The following is an 18237-nucleotide window of genomic DNA, read 5'->3' as shown; positions in this document are numbered from 1 at the left end:
TCCCTTCGGGATTACAGAATCAATATTTTGTTCACTCATAGGGTTTGTGAGCGAAAGTACGCTGAATAGTTACGGGTTTTGTTGCGGCTATAAAATATGGATACAATACTTATAAAATCTATCAGGGACATTCCGGCAGAGGAAAATCTTCTTCCGGGCACCTCAATATGTGCTGGCTGCGGGGGACTTTTGGCTTTAAGACACTGCCTGAAGGTACTGGGGAAAAAAACGGTAATTGTCAATGCTGCCGGATGCTTTACCCTGCTTTCTGTCTATCCGTTCACGCCTTTTCAGAATTCCTGGCTTTATACTGCAATGGCCTGCGCTCCCGCCGGAGCACAAGGTATCAGGGATGCCCTGGATATCTTAATAAAAAAGGGAAAGCTTGACCCAAAAGAAGACTTGAAGGTAATTGTGCTTACAGGCGATGGTGTTGCGTACGATATAGGTCTTTCATCCACATCCGGCGCTTTACACAGGAATCTTGACTTCTACTACATCTGTTCCGATAACGAGGCCTATGGAAATACCGGTTTCCAATCCTCAGGAGCGCCCCCCCTCGCATCGAAGACAGGAACAACACCGATAGGAAAAACAAGCAGCGCAGGAGCCTCTTTCTTCAAAAAGAATCTCTTTGAGATATGGAGAAGCCACAATCCGCCATATCTCGCCACCATATCTCCGTCACATCCGGTTGATCTGATCAACAAGTTCAAAACGGCAGAACAGTACAAAGGGCCGAAACTCTTCATAAGCCTTTCCCCCTGTCCTGCCGGATGGTCAACCGATCCTGCACACACAGCGAGACTGGCGAAGCTTGCAATTGATACTGGCATGTGGTCATTAAAAGAAGCCGTCTATGGCAATGTAAGGCACACCGTCATTCCCAGAAAATTTAAACCTGTTGAAGTCTATCTAAAAGAGCAGGGAAGATTTGCACATCTCTTTAAACCAAAGCGGCAAGAAGACATCCTCATGAGAATACAAGAGATGGTTGACCGGTATTGGAGTGAGATTTAGAAAATGGAATCTACGAGATCTGAGGAACTGCGCAGATACGGGTAAAATCGGTAGTCAGAGCCAGGATTCAGAACAATAAACAGATGAACCGATTCCCTTTCATTCCGGATTCTGATCCCTCTAAAGGTTTCGTATCAGAGGTTGTAATTTTTCTTTAAATTGCTCCAGCGCTTTAGCACGATGGCTGATCCTATTTTTGATAGACGAACTTAATTCGGCAAAGGTCTTGTTGTGTTCTGGTACATAAAAAATGGGATCATATCCAAAACCACATCTCCCCCGGGGTTCCTCAGTAATAAATCCCTCACAATAATCTTCGACGACAAAAAACAGCCCCTGCGGGCTGGCCAGGGCAATCGCACAGACAAATCTGGCTGTACGCCGCCCTCTGGGCACCCCCTTTAATTCAGACAAGACTTTTTCTATATTTTTTTCATCGGTTGCATTTGTGCCTGCATACCTGCATGAATAGATACCGGGGCGCCCACCCAGTGCTTTGATTTCAAGCCCTGAGTCGTCTGACATCGCCCAGGTGTTACAAGCCTTTGCAAGAGGAACTGCTTTTTTCATAGCATTTTCCCGGAAGGTATTTCCGTCTTCTTCTACCCGCGGTAAAAAAGGAAAATCATCAGGGCTTCTCAGCAAAACACCCGGAATATCCTTAAGGATTTCCCCTATTTCCGTCCTCTTTTTTTCGTTTTGTGTAGCTATTAAAATAGTTTTTGCATGCAGTGTATTCACAAATGAAGTCATATCTGTTCTCCTGTTTGCGAAAAGGATTCTACATTTCTTTAGCCCGGTATTTCCAATGCCTTTTTTTGAATTTCAACAATTTCACTAATGCCTTTTTTCGCCATCCTTAACATCGCCGCCAATTGTTCATCATCAAAGGCATACTCTTCTCCTGTGCCTTGCAATTCAATAAACTTTCCATCACCCGTCATCACCACATTCATGTCCACCTGAGCAGCGGCATCTTCAGCATAGCAGAGATCCAGCAGAACAACGCCATTCACGACCCCGACGCTTACCGCTGCGACACTATTTACAACCGGATTTTCCTTGATCAAGTCTTTACTTTTCAGCCACCGGATAGCATCCATTAATGCGACATAACTGCCGGTAATAGCGGCAGTGCGTGTCCCACCGTCCGCCTGGATCACATCACAGTCAATCCATATCGTCCGCTCTTTCAGCAAAGCAAGATCCATGACGGAGCGCAATGAACGGCCAATGAGTCTCTGTATTTCATGAGTTCTTCCCCCAACCTTCCCCCTGACGGATTCTCTTGGCACTCTTACAGGTGTGGAGCTTGGCAGGAGAGAATATTCCGCCGTAACCCAGCCTTCACCAGTATTTTTGATATGAGGCGGCACACTTTCTTCTACCGATGCCGTACAAATAACTTTGGTATTGCCCGCTTGAATAAGAACCGACCCTGGTGCATATTTGGTAAAATGTCTATTGATAATTAAGGGACGTAGTTCATCGGGGATACGATCATCCACTCTCATAGTTTTTATTTCCGCAAAAGAAGTTTTAAAAGCGCCTTTTCCACATGAAGCCTGTTTTCCGCCTGATCGTAAACAATAGAATGGGGCCCGTCAATCACTTCGTCCGTAATCTCTTCCCCACGATGGGCTGGCAGACAGTGCATTACCTTGACGTCGTCCTTTGCTAATTTCAGGATTTCGTTATTAATCTGAAATTCTTTGAAAGCTTGTAGCCTTGTCTCCCTTTCCGTCTCCTGTCCCATACTAACCCACGTATCTGTATACAGAACATGCGCATCCTTTGCAACTTCTTTTGGATTGGAACAAAGGTGAATTACATCGTTTCCGTCCGCCAACTGTTTCGTTTTCGCAAGAAAATCCGGCGATAGTTCATATCCTTTTGGTGATGCAACATAAAAATGAATGCCGAGTTTCGCACAGATTTGAGCTAAAGATCGCGCGACATTATTTCCGTCTCCAATATAGGCAATTTTTACATTGGTATAGGTACCGAACTTTTCCTTAATCGTGTACATGTCGGTAAGTGCCTGGCAGGGATGGAGGTAATCTGATAAGGCATTAATCACGGGTACGGTAGCATATCTTGCAAGTTCTTGGATGATGTCCTGACCAAAGGTACGGATAACAATCCCTCCGACATATCTCGAAAGTACCCTGGCTCCATCTTTTACCGACTCCCTTTTGCCAAGGTTTATATCGCCCTGGGTCAGGTAAATGGCATGGCCGCCCAACTGAACCATTGCCACTTCAAAGGAAACACGTGTGCGCATAGAACTCTTTTCGAAAATCATCCCAAGGATCTTTCCACTCAGACACTTCTCATCATATCCTTTGTTGTGCCATTCCTTAAGTTCCTTTGTGACATTGAATATTTCCTCGATGTCAGATTGCACAAGATCCGCAATTGAAATTAAATCCTTGCATTTCATAGGCGTTCTCTCATAAATTAGAGTTTAGAAAGGACTGCATTTATGATACTCAGCCCCTCGTCAATATGATCTTTTTTAACATTCAGAGGAGGCATAAATCGGATAACTTTCTCATGAGTACAGTTGAGGAATAAGCCTGACTGAATACAACGTTTGATAAACTCAGCGCCATTTACCCCAAGTTCAACCCCGATCATAAGACCCACACCGCGCACCGCATGAATTATTTTATGCGTCTTTTGTAATAATTTTAACTGCTCAACGGAATACCTACCCATTGTTGCAACATGAGAAAGCAGCCCTTCTTTTTCAATCGTTTCAAACACCGCTACCCCTGCTGCGCACGCCAAAGGATTTCCACCAAAAGTAGAAGCATGGCTGCCGGGAACAAGACTCTTTGCAATCTCCTTTTTAGCAGTCATCGCCCCGATGGCAACGCCTCCGCCAAGCGCCTTTGCCAGGGTCATAATATCCGGCTCAATGTCATAGTGCTGATACGCAAAATACCTCCCGGATCTGCCCATGCCGCACTGAACCTCGTCAAGGATCATCAACAATCCTTTCTCATCACACAATTTTCTTATACCGCACATGAATTCTTTCGTAGCGATATTAATGCCACCCTCGCCCTGAATGGGTTCCAGCATTATCGCACATGTCTTATCGTCTATTGCTCTTTTCAGTGCTTCCAAATCATTAAATGGCACGTAGAAAAAACCTTCAACAAGCGGAGCAAATCCTTTATGATATTTCGGTTGTGCCGTTGCAGTAACCGTAGCCAAGGTCCGGCCATGGAATGAATTCAAAAAGGTAATTATTTTGTATCTGCCTGTGTTTGAATTATGAATACGCGCAAGCTTAATTGCTGCTTCATTAGCCTCAGCGCCGCTGTTACAAAAGAAACACTGTCCGCCAAAGGATTTTTCAGATATGTGTTGTGCCAGCAAGCCTTGTGGTTCGGTATAGTAGATGTTTGGCGCATGCTGGAGTTTTGCTGCCTGGTTTTGAATGGCTGCGACGACATGAGGATGACAGTGCCCTAACAAACTCACCGCCCAGCCTGAAAAAAGATCGAGATAGCGTTTTCCTTCGGCATCCCATACATCCAACCCACTACCTTTCGTCAGTAAAATAGGGTTTCGAATATAATTAGGGATAACATAACGGTCATAAATTTCTTGAATCTCTTTCGTGTTCATGCCTCTATTCCTTAAAAACGAAAAAGGGATTGAAACAGGATGATTCTTTCAATCCCTAAAATTATACCGTATTCATGGCAAGACACAACCATCTTTTATACAATAATTTGCGTCCCGACACCCTTGTCGGTAAAAATTTCCAACAAAAGCGCGTGCGGAATCATTCCGTTGATAATGTGAGCCTTCTTCACCCCCGCCTTCACTGCACTGATACAGGCCAACGCCTTGGGAAGCATGCCTTCGCTGATTATTTTTTTATCTATGAGTGCGTGAACCTCGTCTTCGTGCAAGGTCGAAGCAAAAGATAACTCATCGTTAGGCTGTGTCATGATGCCATGGGTATTTGAAAGAAACACGAGCTTCTCTGCGCCAAGCGCCTTTGCAATAAACGCCGCGACATTGTCTGCATTAACATTATATACATCTCCATTTGCATCTTTTGCAATAGGTGGCACAATAGGAATGATGCAGGAATTACATAGATTCAGGAACCGATCCTTATCGATTGCGGTAACTTTGCCCACAAAACCAATATCTAATTTCTTAAGGTCTCCCTGTTCTGTCTTCGTTTCAACATAGTATTTTTCAGCCTTTAGTGGACAATATCCATTTTCCCAAATACAGGCAGCCTCATTCCCCAATTCAAAAATCTTCTTAACAATGGAGGCGCTGATCTGATTTATCAGGATATCTTTGGCTATCTCCAGGGTCTCCCGATCGGTAATTCTGTGCCCTTCTACAAACTTTGGACTTAAACCCCTCCGCGCCATCTCCTGACTGATATGGGGGCCGCCGCCATGCACCAAGACGGGCTGAATGCCAACGGTCTTCATGAAGACAATGTCCTGGAGCACGCTGGTGAGCACTTCATCGCTGGACATTGCCCCTCCGCCAAACTTGATTACCACTATTTTATTCCTGAACGATCGTATGTAAGGAAGGGCCTCTATAAGTATCCCAGCCTTACGTATGGCATCTTCCATAAATGCGCTATCTCTTCTATCTCCAAAAAATTATGATCATAGTAAAAGAAGTCGAGATTATAACAAAAGAGGTTTCTGTGTCAAGGGTAAAGATAGAGTCTTAACAATTTAACCCTGGAATACTGTTCGAGAAAAAGAAGGTAAATAAAGACAGGAAAGAAATGGAAATGACTCCTGCAGGATTGGCTACACAATTTTATAGTTTTCGATCTTTTCATAGAGTACCTTTCGGCTGATCCCCAGCAGAGCAGCCGCCTTAGACTTATTACCTTCCGCTGATTTCAGCGCGTCCATAATCATCTCGATTTCTAATTGTTTTTGGGCTTCATACAGGATTCCTGCAGATTTATATTTTTGCAACCGCACTGCGGACCGATTACAAACTTCGTGAGGAAGCATTTCTACCCCGACCACACTATCAGCCGGCGCAATGGTAACAATCCTCTCGATGACATTTCTTAATTCTCTCACATTTCCTGGCCATGTATAATTTAAAAAATTTGTCATTGCTTCATCGGTAAACCCATTAATGCGCTTGCCAACATCCGTACAACTCGACTCTAAAAAACAGGCGATAAGCAAGGGGATGTCTTCTTTCCGTTCACGCAACGGAGGAACGTGAACAGGCACAACGTTTAACCGGTAAAAGAGATCTTCCCGGAATTCTCCATTGGCAATAGCAGCCTTTAAATCTTTGTTGGTTGCGGCAAGGATACGCACATCGATCTTAATTATCCTCTTCCCTCCCAACCGCTGCAGTTCCTTTTCCTGTAACACCCTCAGAAGTTTTGCCTGGGTATGGACAGGCATCTCCCCGATTTCATCAAGAAATATCGTCCCTTTGTCCGCCACTTCGAAAAGTCCCTGCTTTGTTTCCAATGCACCTGTGAATGCCCCTTTTTCATAGCCAAAGAGTTCACTTTCAAGCAAATCCCGTGGAATCGCAGCGCAGTTTAAAACCACGAAAGGCAGGACAGTTCTCGAACTACCATAATGGATAGCCTTGGCAATTAATTCTTTGCCCGTACCGCTTTCCCCTGTAATTAACACGCTGTAAGGAGAGTTACTGACCTTTTTAACAAATTCCAGCGTTTCCTTAATCTTCACGCTGGCGCCAACAATATCGCTGAGTGAGGAGCGAATCTTTTGTTGTTTCTTGAGATTTTTATTTTCAGACTCGATACGCTCCTTTGTCATTTTAAGATTATCAAGCAGTTCGGCGTTATATATTAATAATGCCACCTGCGACGCGATGCCAGTGAAAAGATCCAGATCGGTCGTGGAAAATTCGTAGTTATTGCTCTTACTCTCGATTTGTATTATGCCCAGTGTTTTTTGAAGGCATAGAAGAGGCGCACACAAAATGGAGCTTGCACCAATGATCTCGATGCTCGTGTCAACCCTGGAGTCCATCTGGGTATTCACGATAAGCAACGACCTCCGCTCCTCCACGGCACGACTGGCAAGTGTTTGGCTTAGAACGTATTCCTGGCCTGCAAGCGCCGGGTCTTTTGTTTGAATCGTTCTGATTGTCAATGTGTTCTCTTCATGGTCTTGCAAGGCAATAAAGCATCGTTCCGCATGGGGAAATATAGCAAAAACGATCTCTATGATCTCTTTGAGTAATACATCAATTTCAAAAATATTACCGACTGCCCTTGCAATTTCCTGAAAGACTCTTAAATTTTTTTGTAATTTCTCGAACTCCTCTTTGCCAGCGGCCTCGTAACTACGCTCATCAGCAATTCCAACCGGCAACTGATCTTTTGCAGCCACGATAATTTGGGTATATTCGCTGGATGGAGGCGCTTCGCATCCCGGATGTGGTGATTCTGTATTTCTGAAGAGCAGGGTATGCGGGCCGATACAGATTTTACTGCTATCAGGAAGTGGTTGGGGAGAGGTTATCCGCTCATCATTCAAAAAAACCCCATTCAGACTGCCCAAATCCTCAAGAATATACCCTTCATTCCATTTGCTAACCCTGGCGTGGTGCCGGGAAACCATAAGATCATCGAATTTGATATCCGTTGTGGATGCCCGACCAATAATGGCAATGTCTTTTAATGGGTAGCTTTTTTTCTCCCCGGGAATGGTAATATCAATTAGTTCTGCCATACGAAAAAACAGCGACGGATTCCAAGGTTATGAATTAAAGCATTAACAATCGCATAATATCGTTCCGTGTGGCATATATGACCAGGGTAATAATAAGACCAAAACCTATATATTGGGCAATAGAGAGTGTCCTTTGACTCACCGGAGAACCCTTGATTCGTTCAATAGCCAAAAACAACAGATGTCCACCATCCAGCACAGGAATAGGCAAAATATTCAAAAGTGCAAGCTGTAGACTCAGAATACCCAGAAAATAAACCAGTTTACCAACGCCCGCCTTTGCTGACTCGTATGATGCCTGAGCAATAAGGATAAAACCACCGACATTCTTTGGTGAAAGTCTTTGAGAGAAAAAACCTCTTATTGTGAGATACAATCTCTGCACATTAATAATAGCTTTTTTCGTGCCCACAACACACGAGCCAAGCAGTCCATATTGTCTTATCACCGTCTTTTCTCTGAACTTTATCCCTATATTCCCAATAGCATTCTTTTCATCCTTTTGTGGTACAATGGTAGATACAAATCGTTCATTGCCACGCATCCACTCAATTACCATGGGTTTTCCCTGACCCGCCATCACCCTTTGCAGGAGGTTACCCCAGTCTTTCAGTTCCTTCTCATCGAGTGAGATGATCTTATCACCAGGTTTTAATCCAATTTTTTCAGCAGGGAATCCCTCAACAAGAGAATCAACCTTTAATCCATAAAAAGGTGCAATCCCATCCAGAAATTCTTCTTTAACCTTTTCATCACGGAGCAACACAGGAATCAGGACAACCGTATCATTTCTTTTAATTGTAAAGACAATGGTTTCCTCTTCCGAGCCAAGAACCCGTTTTCTGATATCAGTAAAACCTGTCACAGGTTTTGAATTAACCTCGGCAATTTCATCCCCTTTTATGAAACCTGCTTCGCTTGCAAGACTACTGTTTTTCACACCATCCAATATAGCGGTTGCACAGGAGAGACCGAGCATCCACCGGGTAGACTTAAAAGGTGTAACCTTTAGCTCTACTTCCTTATTGTCCCGCAGTACCGTAAGTGTGATCTCTTTTCCAGCACTCGCAGCCTCAATTTCCCGAAATTCATCTTCTGTGGAAATCTTTTTGCCATTCACTGCGACTACGACGTCTTTAACATGAATACCTGCATCTCTGGCAGGAGAATAATTATTTTCGAAGGCAAATATCTTATCAATCTCCAAACTTGTCGCTGGCATAATTCCTATACGCTGGATCCCGTGCTCGGCATCGTACTTAGGCGTGACATTTACATCAAAAATCTTATTGTCTCGCTCAACTTTAAGATTTACGCCAACGGATGGATTGCTCAGGGCAACGATGGTAAAAAGATCTTCAAAATCAGGATCTTTGCTTCCATCTAACTCAACGATCTTGTCTCCGTGCCGAATCCCAGCCACCCATGCTGGCCAACCAGGAGCAACCTGGCCTACATCAGAGGTAATAAAAGGTACGCCAATCTGAAAGGCAACAATAAAAGCAATAAAGGCCAAAACAGCATTTAATGCAACACCCGCTACAAGCACAGAGGCACGTTGTCCCACACTCTTTGCTGAAAACTCCCAGGAAGAGCCCGTCTTTTTCTCCTCAGGATTTTCACCTGCAAGCTTGACATAGCCACCCAGCGGAAAAAGAGAGAGCCGATATTCTGTTTCCCCCCACTGTTTTTTCAATATTGCAGGTCCAAAACCCAACGAAAAAGCCAATACTCTTACCCCTATCTTTTTTGCCATAAGAAAATGACCAAGTTCATGGACAAAGATAAGCAGGCCAATACCCACGACAACAAGAAGGACATTGGTTGACACATTTAGATAAGGCATTTTTCCACCTCCTGTCTTGCCCAGGCATCTGCCGCCAGTACCTCCTCAAGGCAAGGATTTTTAATAAAGCGATGATTGTTTATCACCTTTTCCACACATATAGCAATCTCAGTAAATTTAATTTGACCATTCAGGAATGCTCGCACCGCCACCTCATTAGCAGCATTGAGTGTTACCCCTGTTGTACCACCATCCCTGACAGCCTGATAACCAAGGCGCAGGGCAGGGAATTTTTCAACATCGGGTTTTTTAAAAGTCAGACTTCCAAGCTTTGGTAAATCTAGCCATTGCACATCAAGAGGACTTCTTTCCGGATACGTTAAGGCATATTGAATGGGCACTTTCATATCCGGCAATCCCATCTGGGCAATAACCGACCCATCACAGAATTCCACCATAGAATGAATGATCGATTGCGGATGAATCACAACATCGATCTGTTCGGCAGTGAGGCCAAACAACCATTTCGCTTCGATAATCTCTAATGCTTTATTCATTAACGTGGCCGAATCGATGGTAATCTTTTGTCCCATCTGCCATGTAGGATGCTTCAGGGCTTGTGCAGGCTTCACATCACGAAGCTTATCAGCCGGGTAGTCATAAAAAGGACCGCCAGATGCAGTGATAATAACCCGTCTTACCTCACACCGCTTACCAGAACGAAGAGACTGAAATATCGCGCTGTGCTCACTGTCTACGGGTACTATCTGATCCTTTTTGGCAAGCGACATCACAATGTGCCCAGCCATAACCAGGGACTCTTTGTTGGCCAGCGCAAGGATCTTTCCCTGTTCTATTGTTGCAATCGCAGCAGGCAACCCTACGGCACCCACTACGGCCGAAACCACAACATCTACCTCCTGTTTTAAAACAATTTCCTGTAAACAATCGCTGCCGGTGAGTATCTTTAGCTGATTGCCCTGAAAACGTTGTTTTAGCTTTTCTACCGACACACAATTATTTACGGCAACATATCGGGGGTTGAATTCCTCAGCCTGTTCTGCAAGCAACTCCCACTGCGAGTTTGAAGACAAACCAACAACCCGAAATTTATCCTTTAAATTTCGAGCTACTTCTAAGGTGTTTTTGCCAATAGAACCTGTAGAACCAAGAACGACAATATTTTTCATGGTTATGCCATGCGGGCAATTTCTTCCAAAAGTTCATCTACCATGCGGTCTTCCGGTATCTTTCTCACCTTTTCACCCTTTTTGAAAAGGAAGCCAAACCCCTTGCCACCAGCAATGCCAATATCAACCTCCCGCGCCTCGCCAGGACCATTAACCACACATCCCATAATAGCAATTTGCAAATGCTTTTTATCACCAGGCAAACGTTGCCTCACCTTTTCTACAATATCCACTAAATCTATTTCGCAGCGTCCACAAGTGGGGCAGGAAATGAGCTCTGCTTCATGACGCTTGTGAAGTCCCAACGCTTCAAGAATGTCGTACCCTGCCTTGACTTCCAACTCAGAAGCGCCGGTATACGAAACCCTCAAGGTATCACCAATGCCTTCGGAGAGCAAACCGCCAATACCGATAGCAGACTTTATTGTCGCCAGGCTCGGCGGACCGGCAGCGGTAACCCCTAGATGCAATGGATAATCACACTGAATCGCTATTGACCTATAGGCATCTAATGTTGAAGGAACATCAGAAGCCTTCAGTGACAACACAACATCTTTAAACCCCAGCGATTCAAAGTGATCGCAATACTTTAGAACCGTTTTCACCATCAGCGTGGTTAATTCTTCATCTTCATCTCCCTCGCTGCGCACTGAGCCAGAATTCACCCCAATACGAATGGGAATACCTTTATCTTTAGCAGCAAGCACTATCTCCTCCAGCTTTTTCTTGTCCTTCATGTTCCCAGGGTTGATTCGTATTTTATCAACCCCCTGCGCTATAGCTTCCAAGGCAAGATGATGCCCAAAATGAATGTCGGCAACAAGCGGAATACGTACCTGTTTTTTTATAGCGCCAAGGCACTTGGCAGTAACAATTGTAGGCACCGCTACGCGAACGATATGACATCCAACCGTCTCAAGTTCTTTAATCTGCTGAACTGTGGCATCAATGTCTTCGGTATGAGTCTTGGTCATTGTCTGTACTGAAATGGGATTATTTCCCCCTATCAATACACCACCAACGTTAACCACTCTCGTTTTGCGTCGTTGAATCATATTTTCTGATAATTGAACACCTGAAACAAAAAAAGCAGAATACAAGTAGTGAATTATATTAGCACATAAACATTTTTTCAAATGTTAATTTCAAAGGACGAATAGTAATCACAAAATCGGTGGCTCGCACTTCGGATTATGCCTCTATCAACTCATTCTGAGTAGAAGCGACAGATCAAAAAAAAATTCCAGTGAGACTTTAAGATCTCACTGGAATTTAAGAAGCTTACGATCTACTCATGCAAGACGGTAAAAATTTTTATCTACAAATCACCTTCTTCTCTTCAAATCGAAATCAGCCTTAGCAGCCTTACCTGCCTCTACCGTAACCTCCTGAGACAATTCCTTGAGTTTCTCGTGCCATGTTTTCACTACGTATTTACCTGGCGGAACTCCTTCAATGGTATAGTTCCCGTCTTTATCAGTAACAGCAAAATACGGATTTTCAAGCGATACCGCAAAGCCAGCCATCTCACTGTGAACATTACAAAGGAGCGGTGTTTCACCAGCCACATCAAAAAGCACCTCTTTCACAACTCCTGTTGGATACGTCCCCAGGTTAAATTGCAAGGCTGCGGTAGGAGGAGAAAATACGTTGTGACGAACTGCGTCACTATTGGGGAAATCGACGGTTGTGCCTTTCTGCATAGCAACGACGCGAGGAACATAGGTAAGATTTAACTGATCAATAACCGCATGCTCCGTGGGAGGAGGAAATTTATTATCGCCTACTTTTTCAATAAACACAATCGCATCAGCGTTATTTCTCATCTTTTGACAAATTACAACGCCGGTAATGGAACCTGCATTATCCACCTTGGGTAAGTTTTTAACAGTTTTCTTTAATTTTTGCTGTGCATCTTCTAATTTTTTCGTCGCTTCTGCGGCCTCTTCAGCTGTCAATGCCTTTTTTTCCTCAGCTTGAGCCCACACACATGAATTATAAGAAAATGCTATACATGAAATCGCAAGCATACCAGAAATAAGATATTTTTTCATAGATCCTTTTTCTCCCCCTATCATTTCATTTATGTAAAATTTCCAAAAATAAGTGAGCTAACAAACGTTATCTATGTATCTGTTAGCTCACTTTTTGTTTATATACCTATTAAGCTTTTTCAATTTTTATCAATTCGCCACTGAGATACTTCTTCATGAAGTCGTTTTCGTTACCTGTTGTATACCCAGTCTTCGCCGGATCCCACAATCCCTTACCACCCAAGCCACCATCCTCCGCCTTAGTAATCTTCACCAAAGTTTCCTTCGGAACAGTGTTGATACCGTGATTGTCCCCCTCGAAACCGAAAACAAACTTCATACCGATTTTTGATTTATGAAACAGACTATCAAGCTGATGCATTGGCATAGACCAATCTCTGGTGACGCTCTGCTGAGAGCCGTAACGGAAACTGGACTGATAACCAGTACCTGCCGCAAGCGCCCTGCCATCAGATCTTGTCTCGTGCGCCTTTACAGTCCTTTCCGTTGCAATCCACGAAGAGTGTTTAATCATCGCTACATCGTAAGGGTAGGACGAATTATACTTTGCTCTTAACATAAGCCGTGAAACTTTATAGAAAGGATCGTTCGGTTTCCATCCTTCGTATGGCCTGTCGGCTGGATTTGCATCAACATAGACATAATCACCGTCATTGATACCCAAATCTTTAGCTGCCTGCGGGTTTATATTAACTTGATGCTCACCGACACCGGGCATCCTCTTGTCCATTCTGTAGGGATCGCCGAAGTTGTTATTCCAGATAAAGTTCCAGTCTGTTACTGCCCATTGCGAATGCACCGTATGTCTTGATTTCGGCGTCACACAATAGAATTTGTACCCTTTTTCCCATAAAAAATTCTTTGTTTGTTTTGTCTCAGCCCATGATTTCTTAATATTCCTGATCGTTCTCTCGTCCCAGTGCTCCGCACTCTCTGGAATTCCATAATCATCCGGACGGATATAAGGATTAGTGCTGACAATTACGTTTGGCAAGTACTGGGTTGCTTCAGGTCCTTCTCGGTGCACAATGAAATTTTCGCCATATTCAATGATTTCTGATTCATCATTATATGCCTGCAACCTCCCTGTTGGTGTATAGAACGGAATACTCTCGTGTACCTGCTCCCAGAATGGTTGCCTTGGGTAAGTTCTGTATAGCAACAAAGCAACGCCCGGCTCACCATATTTCCCACTAACAATATCATCAAAGGTATAACCCTTAAAGGTCGTACTCCCATCCAACAGCCTCTGTATATACACTTCTGGTCTGCCCTCCAGGGCAAACTTCCAGAAATCCCTGAACCGCATATCCCTGAGCAATTCCCCTAGTTTCGCCGCCATGCCCGCAATAATCACGACATCGTCCTTAGAGTCATTAACCGGTCTTATACCACCCTTCCATATCTGAACAAATGGATTAGAACATGAGTTGGTAATTTCATGTGTCTCAAACTCCATCCAACTATTGGCCGGGAAAGCGAAGTCCGCATACTCAATGGAACCGGTCATCTCAATATCGGTGGACATAATTTGTTCAATGTTGGGATTTACGTTCTTAAGCATTTGATACACATGTTTTGCATTATTAACCAGGTTCACATTGGTAAACCACATGATCTTGGTTGGAGTCGGCATGTGTGTCTTCCCTGTGAAACATTTACGCCCGTACCTTGGTGTATCTACAATCAACGGCCTGTCATTGTGATTCCAATAAGCCACCTCTTCATCATAGGCACGACCTTTTACCTTCAAATCCATTGCTGGTGCGCTTGGATCGAGGTTTGGATTAAAAACATCCTCCGCTACCCATCCATAAAACCCAGGTCCAGACCACTTTGCAGATTGGAAATTGGCAGCTTTGTAGTTCCCTGCCCAGGTATGTGATCCAGATCCATTATAACCTACGTTTCCGGTCAACATAAGAGGCAAATAAGTCGATCTGTTCATAAGTGTCGCATGAAAGTAATGGTTGATACCTTCGCCGTAATGTATAGCTACTGGTTTTATGGCGGCGATGTCATGCGCTAACCTCTGTATTAACTCTTTTGGAGAATTTGTTATTTCGACTACAGTATCTATATCATAATCCTTCAAATGAATCTTATACATCTCAAAAAGAGACATGACTTCTATTTCTTTCCCATCCACAGTTTTTACCTTGAAAATACCATCAAGAACAGGATCAATGCCTTTGGCAACTAGTTTATCACCAACATCATCCCTCGTAATGGCTTTGGGGCCATTCGTCTTTGCATCCCACACCACGAAGTCTCCTATAATCTCCCTCTGGTCATCGTGCAAACCCTGAATCTTGTAGCTGGCACCGTGAGAAATGTCTTCCAATTTGTAATCCGAAAAGACATCCTTGGCTTGCAGCCTCTTCAAAGTATCCGTCCTTACAAGAAGCGGAAAGTCTGTAAATTTCTTCACATAATCAGCATCATACAACTTCTCGTCCATCAGGATTTTTGTAATTCCTAAGAAAAGCGCCGTATCAGTGTTACACTTGATAGGTATCCAATAATCTGCTTTTTGAGCAGACGGGCTGTATTCGGGGGTAATAACAACAAGTTTTCCACCTCTTTCCATAACCTCCGTAAGCCAGTGTGCTTCAGGCATCTTATTTTCTATCAGATTTTTTCCCGTTTGAATGACCAGCTTTGAAAACCGGATATCATTCATATCAACATCAGATCCCTGCAATCCATGAGAGAATGGATGGCCTGGAGCCTGATCACCATGCCACGTATAGTTCGACCAGTTCCTCCCACCGAGTGCTTTATCTGGCCCAACTCCCCTGTTATGGCTATCTAATAAGGAAAGCATATTGTTAAATCGGTACATGCCGTATTTCCCAATAACACCAAGGAGCCCCATACCACCACGCCCCTTAAAGGTCCGCGTGCCAGCGCCCTTCATGGCATCCACCATCTCTTTCGGATATCCCTGCTCTATGAGTTTCTTTGAACCTTCTTCACCACTATACTTCTTGGTAATATGAATAATCCCTTTTGCTGCATATGTCCATGCATCATCCCACGATGCTTTCAAGAGCTCATCCTGTCCCCTGGCGTCAAACATATATTTCGTTTTATTTTCCGGTGTCAATTCCGGAAAACCGTCATCTGCCCACTGCTTCCACCCTTTTCTGATAAGCGGATACCTTAGTCTGTAAGGCCCGTAAACCCTTCGATGGAAGGTATAGCCCTTGAGGCACATACGAGGATTCCAGTTTCGTGTGGCCTTGTTTCCGTACAAATCTGAGTAATTTTGATGGTCATAGTTTTGCTCAACCCTCATAACCACTTCGTTTCTTACAAACGCCCTTACTCTACAGGCATGAGTGTCATTTGGTGAGCACGTAAAAGTAAATGTTCGATCATATCTGTATTGGTCACGATAAACCCTCTCCCACGAACGGTCAGGATAAGCATCTAACGGATTTCCCACCTCAACAGCGGGCTTTAACAATCTGAATGCCATCGCCTTATTGACGATGGTGAAGGTTGCGCCCGTTGCTCCCGCCACCTGTAGGAAAGTCCTTCTGGTAAGCTTCATATTTCCTACTCCTTTCTCAATTTAAAAACAATTTATATAAAATATTAACTATAGACATTAGCAGAACTTCTCACCTTATATGCCTCTATGCATCGTTCACAGGCGCCATCTTCCGACTCCCATTCAGGAAAATCCTTTTTAATAGCATCAACAAGGTGGGACTCATATTCAGGATTGTCGACCCAATGATAGGTACGAAATTGACATAACGGACATTGTGACCCTGGCAAGAGAGTTTTCTTGACTTTTTTAACTTGTTTTACCGGTAAACCTTCAGCAATCTTTATCACCTTACTCACATCCTTCGACAACTCTAATATCCTGTCATGTGTCAAATGCTCATCTTGCCAAAGAACATCAAAAATGGCTACTTTAACTTCCGCCGGGATCTTCTTATAGAGCGACTCAAACTCCTGATATCTGCTTTCTTTATCAGAAACTGTTTCTTTTCCGCCCCTGATCAATCGGCTATCCACAAAGATATCCCAGAAAGTGCTATATCTTTCCCTGATAATACTTTCTTCCATAGGGTTGCCTCCAAGGCGCTCATCCCTGTAACCAAAAGATTCATCAACCATGTCGGCTATATGTGTTAACTCATGCCTAACTAATTTTTTAAGATACACAACGTCCTGGAAACGCTCAGGGAGCAGTTTGATGGTGACTCTTTTTCTTAATTCTTCTGAATTTGGACCTTTTGTGAGATTAGATCCCTCATCAAAGGGACTCAAGGCTTTTATCATAACACCACCGGCAATCTTAGTCTCCAATTCAGAAAACTCACCAAAAATTTCTTTGATTATCGTTGAAAAACCAAGCTTCTTAAAGAAATCCCATTCGATCTTTTTAAACTCTACCGGTCGTTCATCCAAAGAAAAATTTTCATAAACAGGATCGGCTAGAGAATGATACTCGTTGGTAAGGGAAAAATCGCCCTTCTCCTCACGCACCTTCAATTCTCTGAATATCACTTCTTCAATTAAATTTGGATCAAACTCAATTTTCATAAAAATCCTTTTTATTCCAGTTCAACATCTTCTGAGGATGCACACGACAAGCATTCATCCGGGGCGCCCGCGACCATTTCCTGGGTCAAGTCGGACTCTTTGAACATCTCCGTATTAACATCCATCAACTTCATTTCTAATCGCAAAAACTCTTTCGTTAACGCAGACAACGCACAATAAAAACCTTCTTCAGCCTTTCTACCAAAAAGAACTGCAAAAAGAGGCACCCATTTTCCAATATGCTCCTTCATAAATTTCCTTTGTGCATCCATACACACCTGCACCTTTTCGTCTCCGTGATTTTCTAGTGCATAGGCTTGCTTGTACAACAAAAAATGCATAAATTCCAACTCTACGCTAATGTGATCGCATCGCTCTTTTTCTGTATCAGAAACATCCAAGCCAAAAGCCTTATAAAATCCTTGTATGTCGCCCAACTCATGCACCTGTTGAAACACATGGGCTGCACCATACTGGGTTTCGTATAAAGGGCACTCCTTCGATATCGTATGCCCTACAATACGACTATATGTTCTTCGCAAAGTTTCTACTGAGGCATTGTTGTTATACACCTTATGAACTTCATCCAAACACCTTTTTAATTCTTCTCCGCTATCCAGCCCTTCGTAACACCTGACCAAATTCTTCGAGTGCTCTTGAAAATCTGGATTTTTTAATACCTCCAAATTTTGCTCTGTTGGATATAAAAAACAGGCAGAAAGTATCTGATACATTGCACTCCGCGTCAGTAAGTTCTCAACGATGGGTGCTTGCTGTTTCTCCAAGATACAATTACTGTTTAAAGCCATAATGAACCTCAATCCTAAATTGAATTATAATGTTTTGGGTCTCTGATGTAGATGGGTTCTTCTACGGTT

At 43.5% G+C, this 18237-nt stretch carries 14 protein-coding genes; 1 reads left to right on the top strand and 13 read right to left on the bottom strand.

Annotation, left to right across the window (positions count from 1 at the left end):
- Positions 1-96 precede the first annotated feature (96 nt).
- Complete coding sequence (locus BIY37_RS01845) at positions 97-1020, top strand: thiamine pyrophosphate-dependent enzyme (RefSeq protein WP_070066146.1); 924 nt, start codon at positions 97-99, stop codon at positions 1018-1020.
- 120 nt (positions 1021-1140) lie between these two features.
- Here the strand turns inward: BIY37_RS01845 and BIY37_RS01840 are convergent, their stop codons facing one another.
- From BIY37_RS01840 to BIY37_RS01780, 13 genes are all read right to left on the bottom strand, one after another.
- Positions 1141-1773, bottom strand: a complete 633-nt coding sequence (locus tag BIY37_RS01840) for an XTP/dITP diphosphatase (RefSeq protein ID WP_070066145.1) — start codon at positions 1771-1773, stop codon at positions 1141-1143.
- 38 nt (positions 1774-1811) lie between these two features.
- On the bottom strand, positions 1812-2534 hold the full coding sequence (rph, locus tag BIY37_RS01835) for a ribonuclease PH (RefSeq protein ID WP_070066144.1): 723 nt from the start codon (positions 2532-2534) through the stop codon (positions 1812-1814).
- 5 nt (positions 2535-2539) lie between these two features.
- Entirely contained in the window at positions 2540-3463 is a 924-nt protein-coding gene (gene argF / locus BIY37_RS01830) for an ornithine carbamoyltransferase (protein WP_070066143.1), read from the bottom strand.
- A gap of 17 nt (positions 3464-3480) precedes the next feature.
- Complete coding sequence (locus BIY37_RS01825; RefSeq protein ID WP_070066142.1) at positions 3481-4662, bottom strand: aspartate aminotransferase family protein; 1182 nt, start codon at positions 4660-4662, stop codon at positions 3481-3483.
- Between the two features lie 95 nt (positions 4663-4757).
- Positions 4758-5645 (bottom strand): acetylglutamate kinase, encoded by an 888-nt coding sequence (gene argB / locus BIY37_RS01820; protein ID WP_070066141.1) that lies wholly within the window; start codon positions 5643-5645, stop codon positions 4758-4760.
- A 186-nt stretch (positions 5646-5831) separates the two neighbouring features.
- Positions 5832-7763, bottom strand: a complete 1932-nt coding sequence (locus BIY37_RS01815) for a sigma 54-interacting transcriptional regulator (protein WP_070066140.1) — start codon at positions 7761-7763, stop codon at positions 5832-5834.
- Between the two features lie 34 nt (positions 7764-7797).
- Positions 7798-9609, bottom strand: coding sequence for an RIP metalloprotease RseP (gene rseP / locus BIY37_RS01810; protein ID WP_070066139.1), 1812 nt, complete (start codon positions 9607-9609; stop codon positions 7798-7800).
- The gene (dxr, locus tag BIY37_RS01805; protein WP_070066138.1) at positions 9597-10739 is read right to left on the bottom strand and encodes a 1-deoxy-D-xylulose-5-phosphate reductoisomerase; all 1143 of its coding nucleotides are present in this window, start codon (positions 10737-10739) and stop codon (positions 9597-9599) included. The genes rseP and dxr overlap by 13 nt, the downstream gene beginning before the upstream one ends.
- 2 nt (positions 10740-10741) lie before the next feature.
- Entirely contained in the window at positions 10742-11794 is a 1053-nt protein-coding gene (ispG, locus tag BIY37_RS01800; RefSeq protein ID WP_070066147.1) for a flavodoxin-dependent (E)-4-hydroxy-3-methylbut-2-enyl-diphosphate synthase, read from the bottom strand.
- Between the two features lie 270 nt (positions 11795-12064).
- Positions 12065-12793 carry a carboxypeptidase regulatory-like domain-containing protein gene (locus BIY37_RS01795; RefSeq protein WP_070066137.1) on the bottom strand — a complete coding sequence of 243 codons (729 nt, stop codon included), beginning with the start codon at positions 12791-12793 and terminating at the stop codon, positions 12065-12067.
- Positions 12794-12902: 109 nt separating this feature from the next.
- Complete coding sequence (locus BIY37_RS01790; RefSeq protein ID WP_070066136.1) at positions 12903-16352, bottom strand: molybdopterin-dependent oxidoreductase; 3450 nt, start codon at positions 16350-16352, stop codon at positions 12903-12905.
- A gap of 44 nt (positions 16353-16396) precedes the next feature.
- Positions 16397-17359 carry a hypothetical protein gene (locus BIY37_RS01785; RefSeq protein ID WP_070066135.1) on the bottom strand — a complete coding sequence of 321 codons (963 nt, stop codon included), beginning with the start codon at positions 17357-17359 and terminating at the stop codon, positions 16397-16399.
- 11 nt (positions 17360-17370) lie between these two features.
- Entirely contained in the window at positions 17371-18168 is a 798-nt protein-coding gene (locus BIY37_RS01780; protein ID WP_070066134.1) for a TorD/DmsD family molecular chaperone, read from the bottom strand.
- Positions 18169-18237: the final 69 nt, after the last annotated feature.

The organism is Candidatus Brocadia sapporoensis, from assembly GCF_001753675.2.
GTDB lineage: Bacteria > Planctomycetota > Brocadiia > Brocadiales > Brocadiaceae > Brocadia > Brocadia sapporoensis.
Note: the sequence above shows the minus strand (reverse complement) of the source record. Positions and strands in the feature narration are given on the sequence as shown.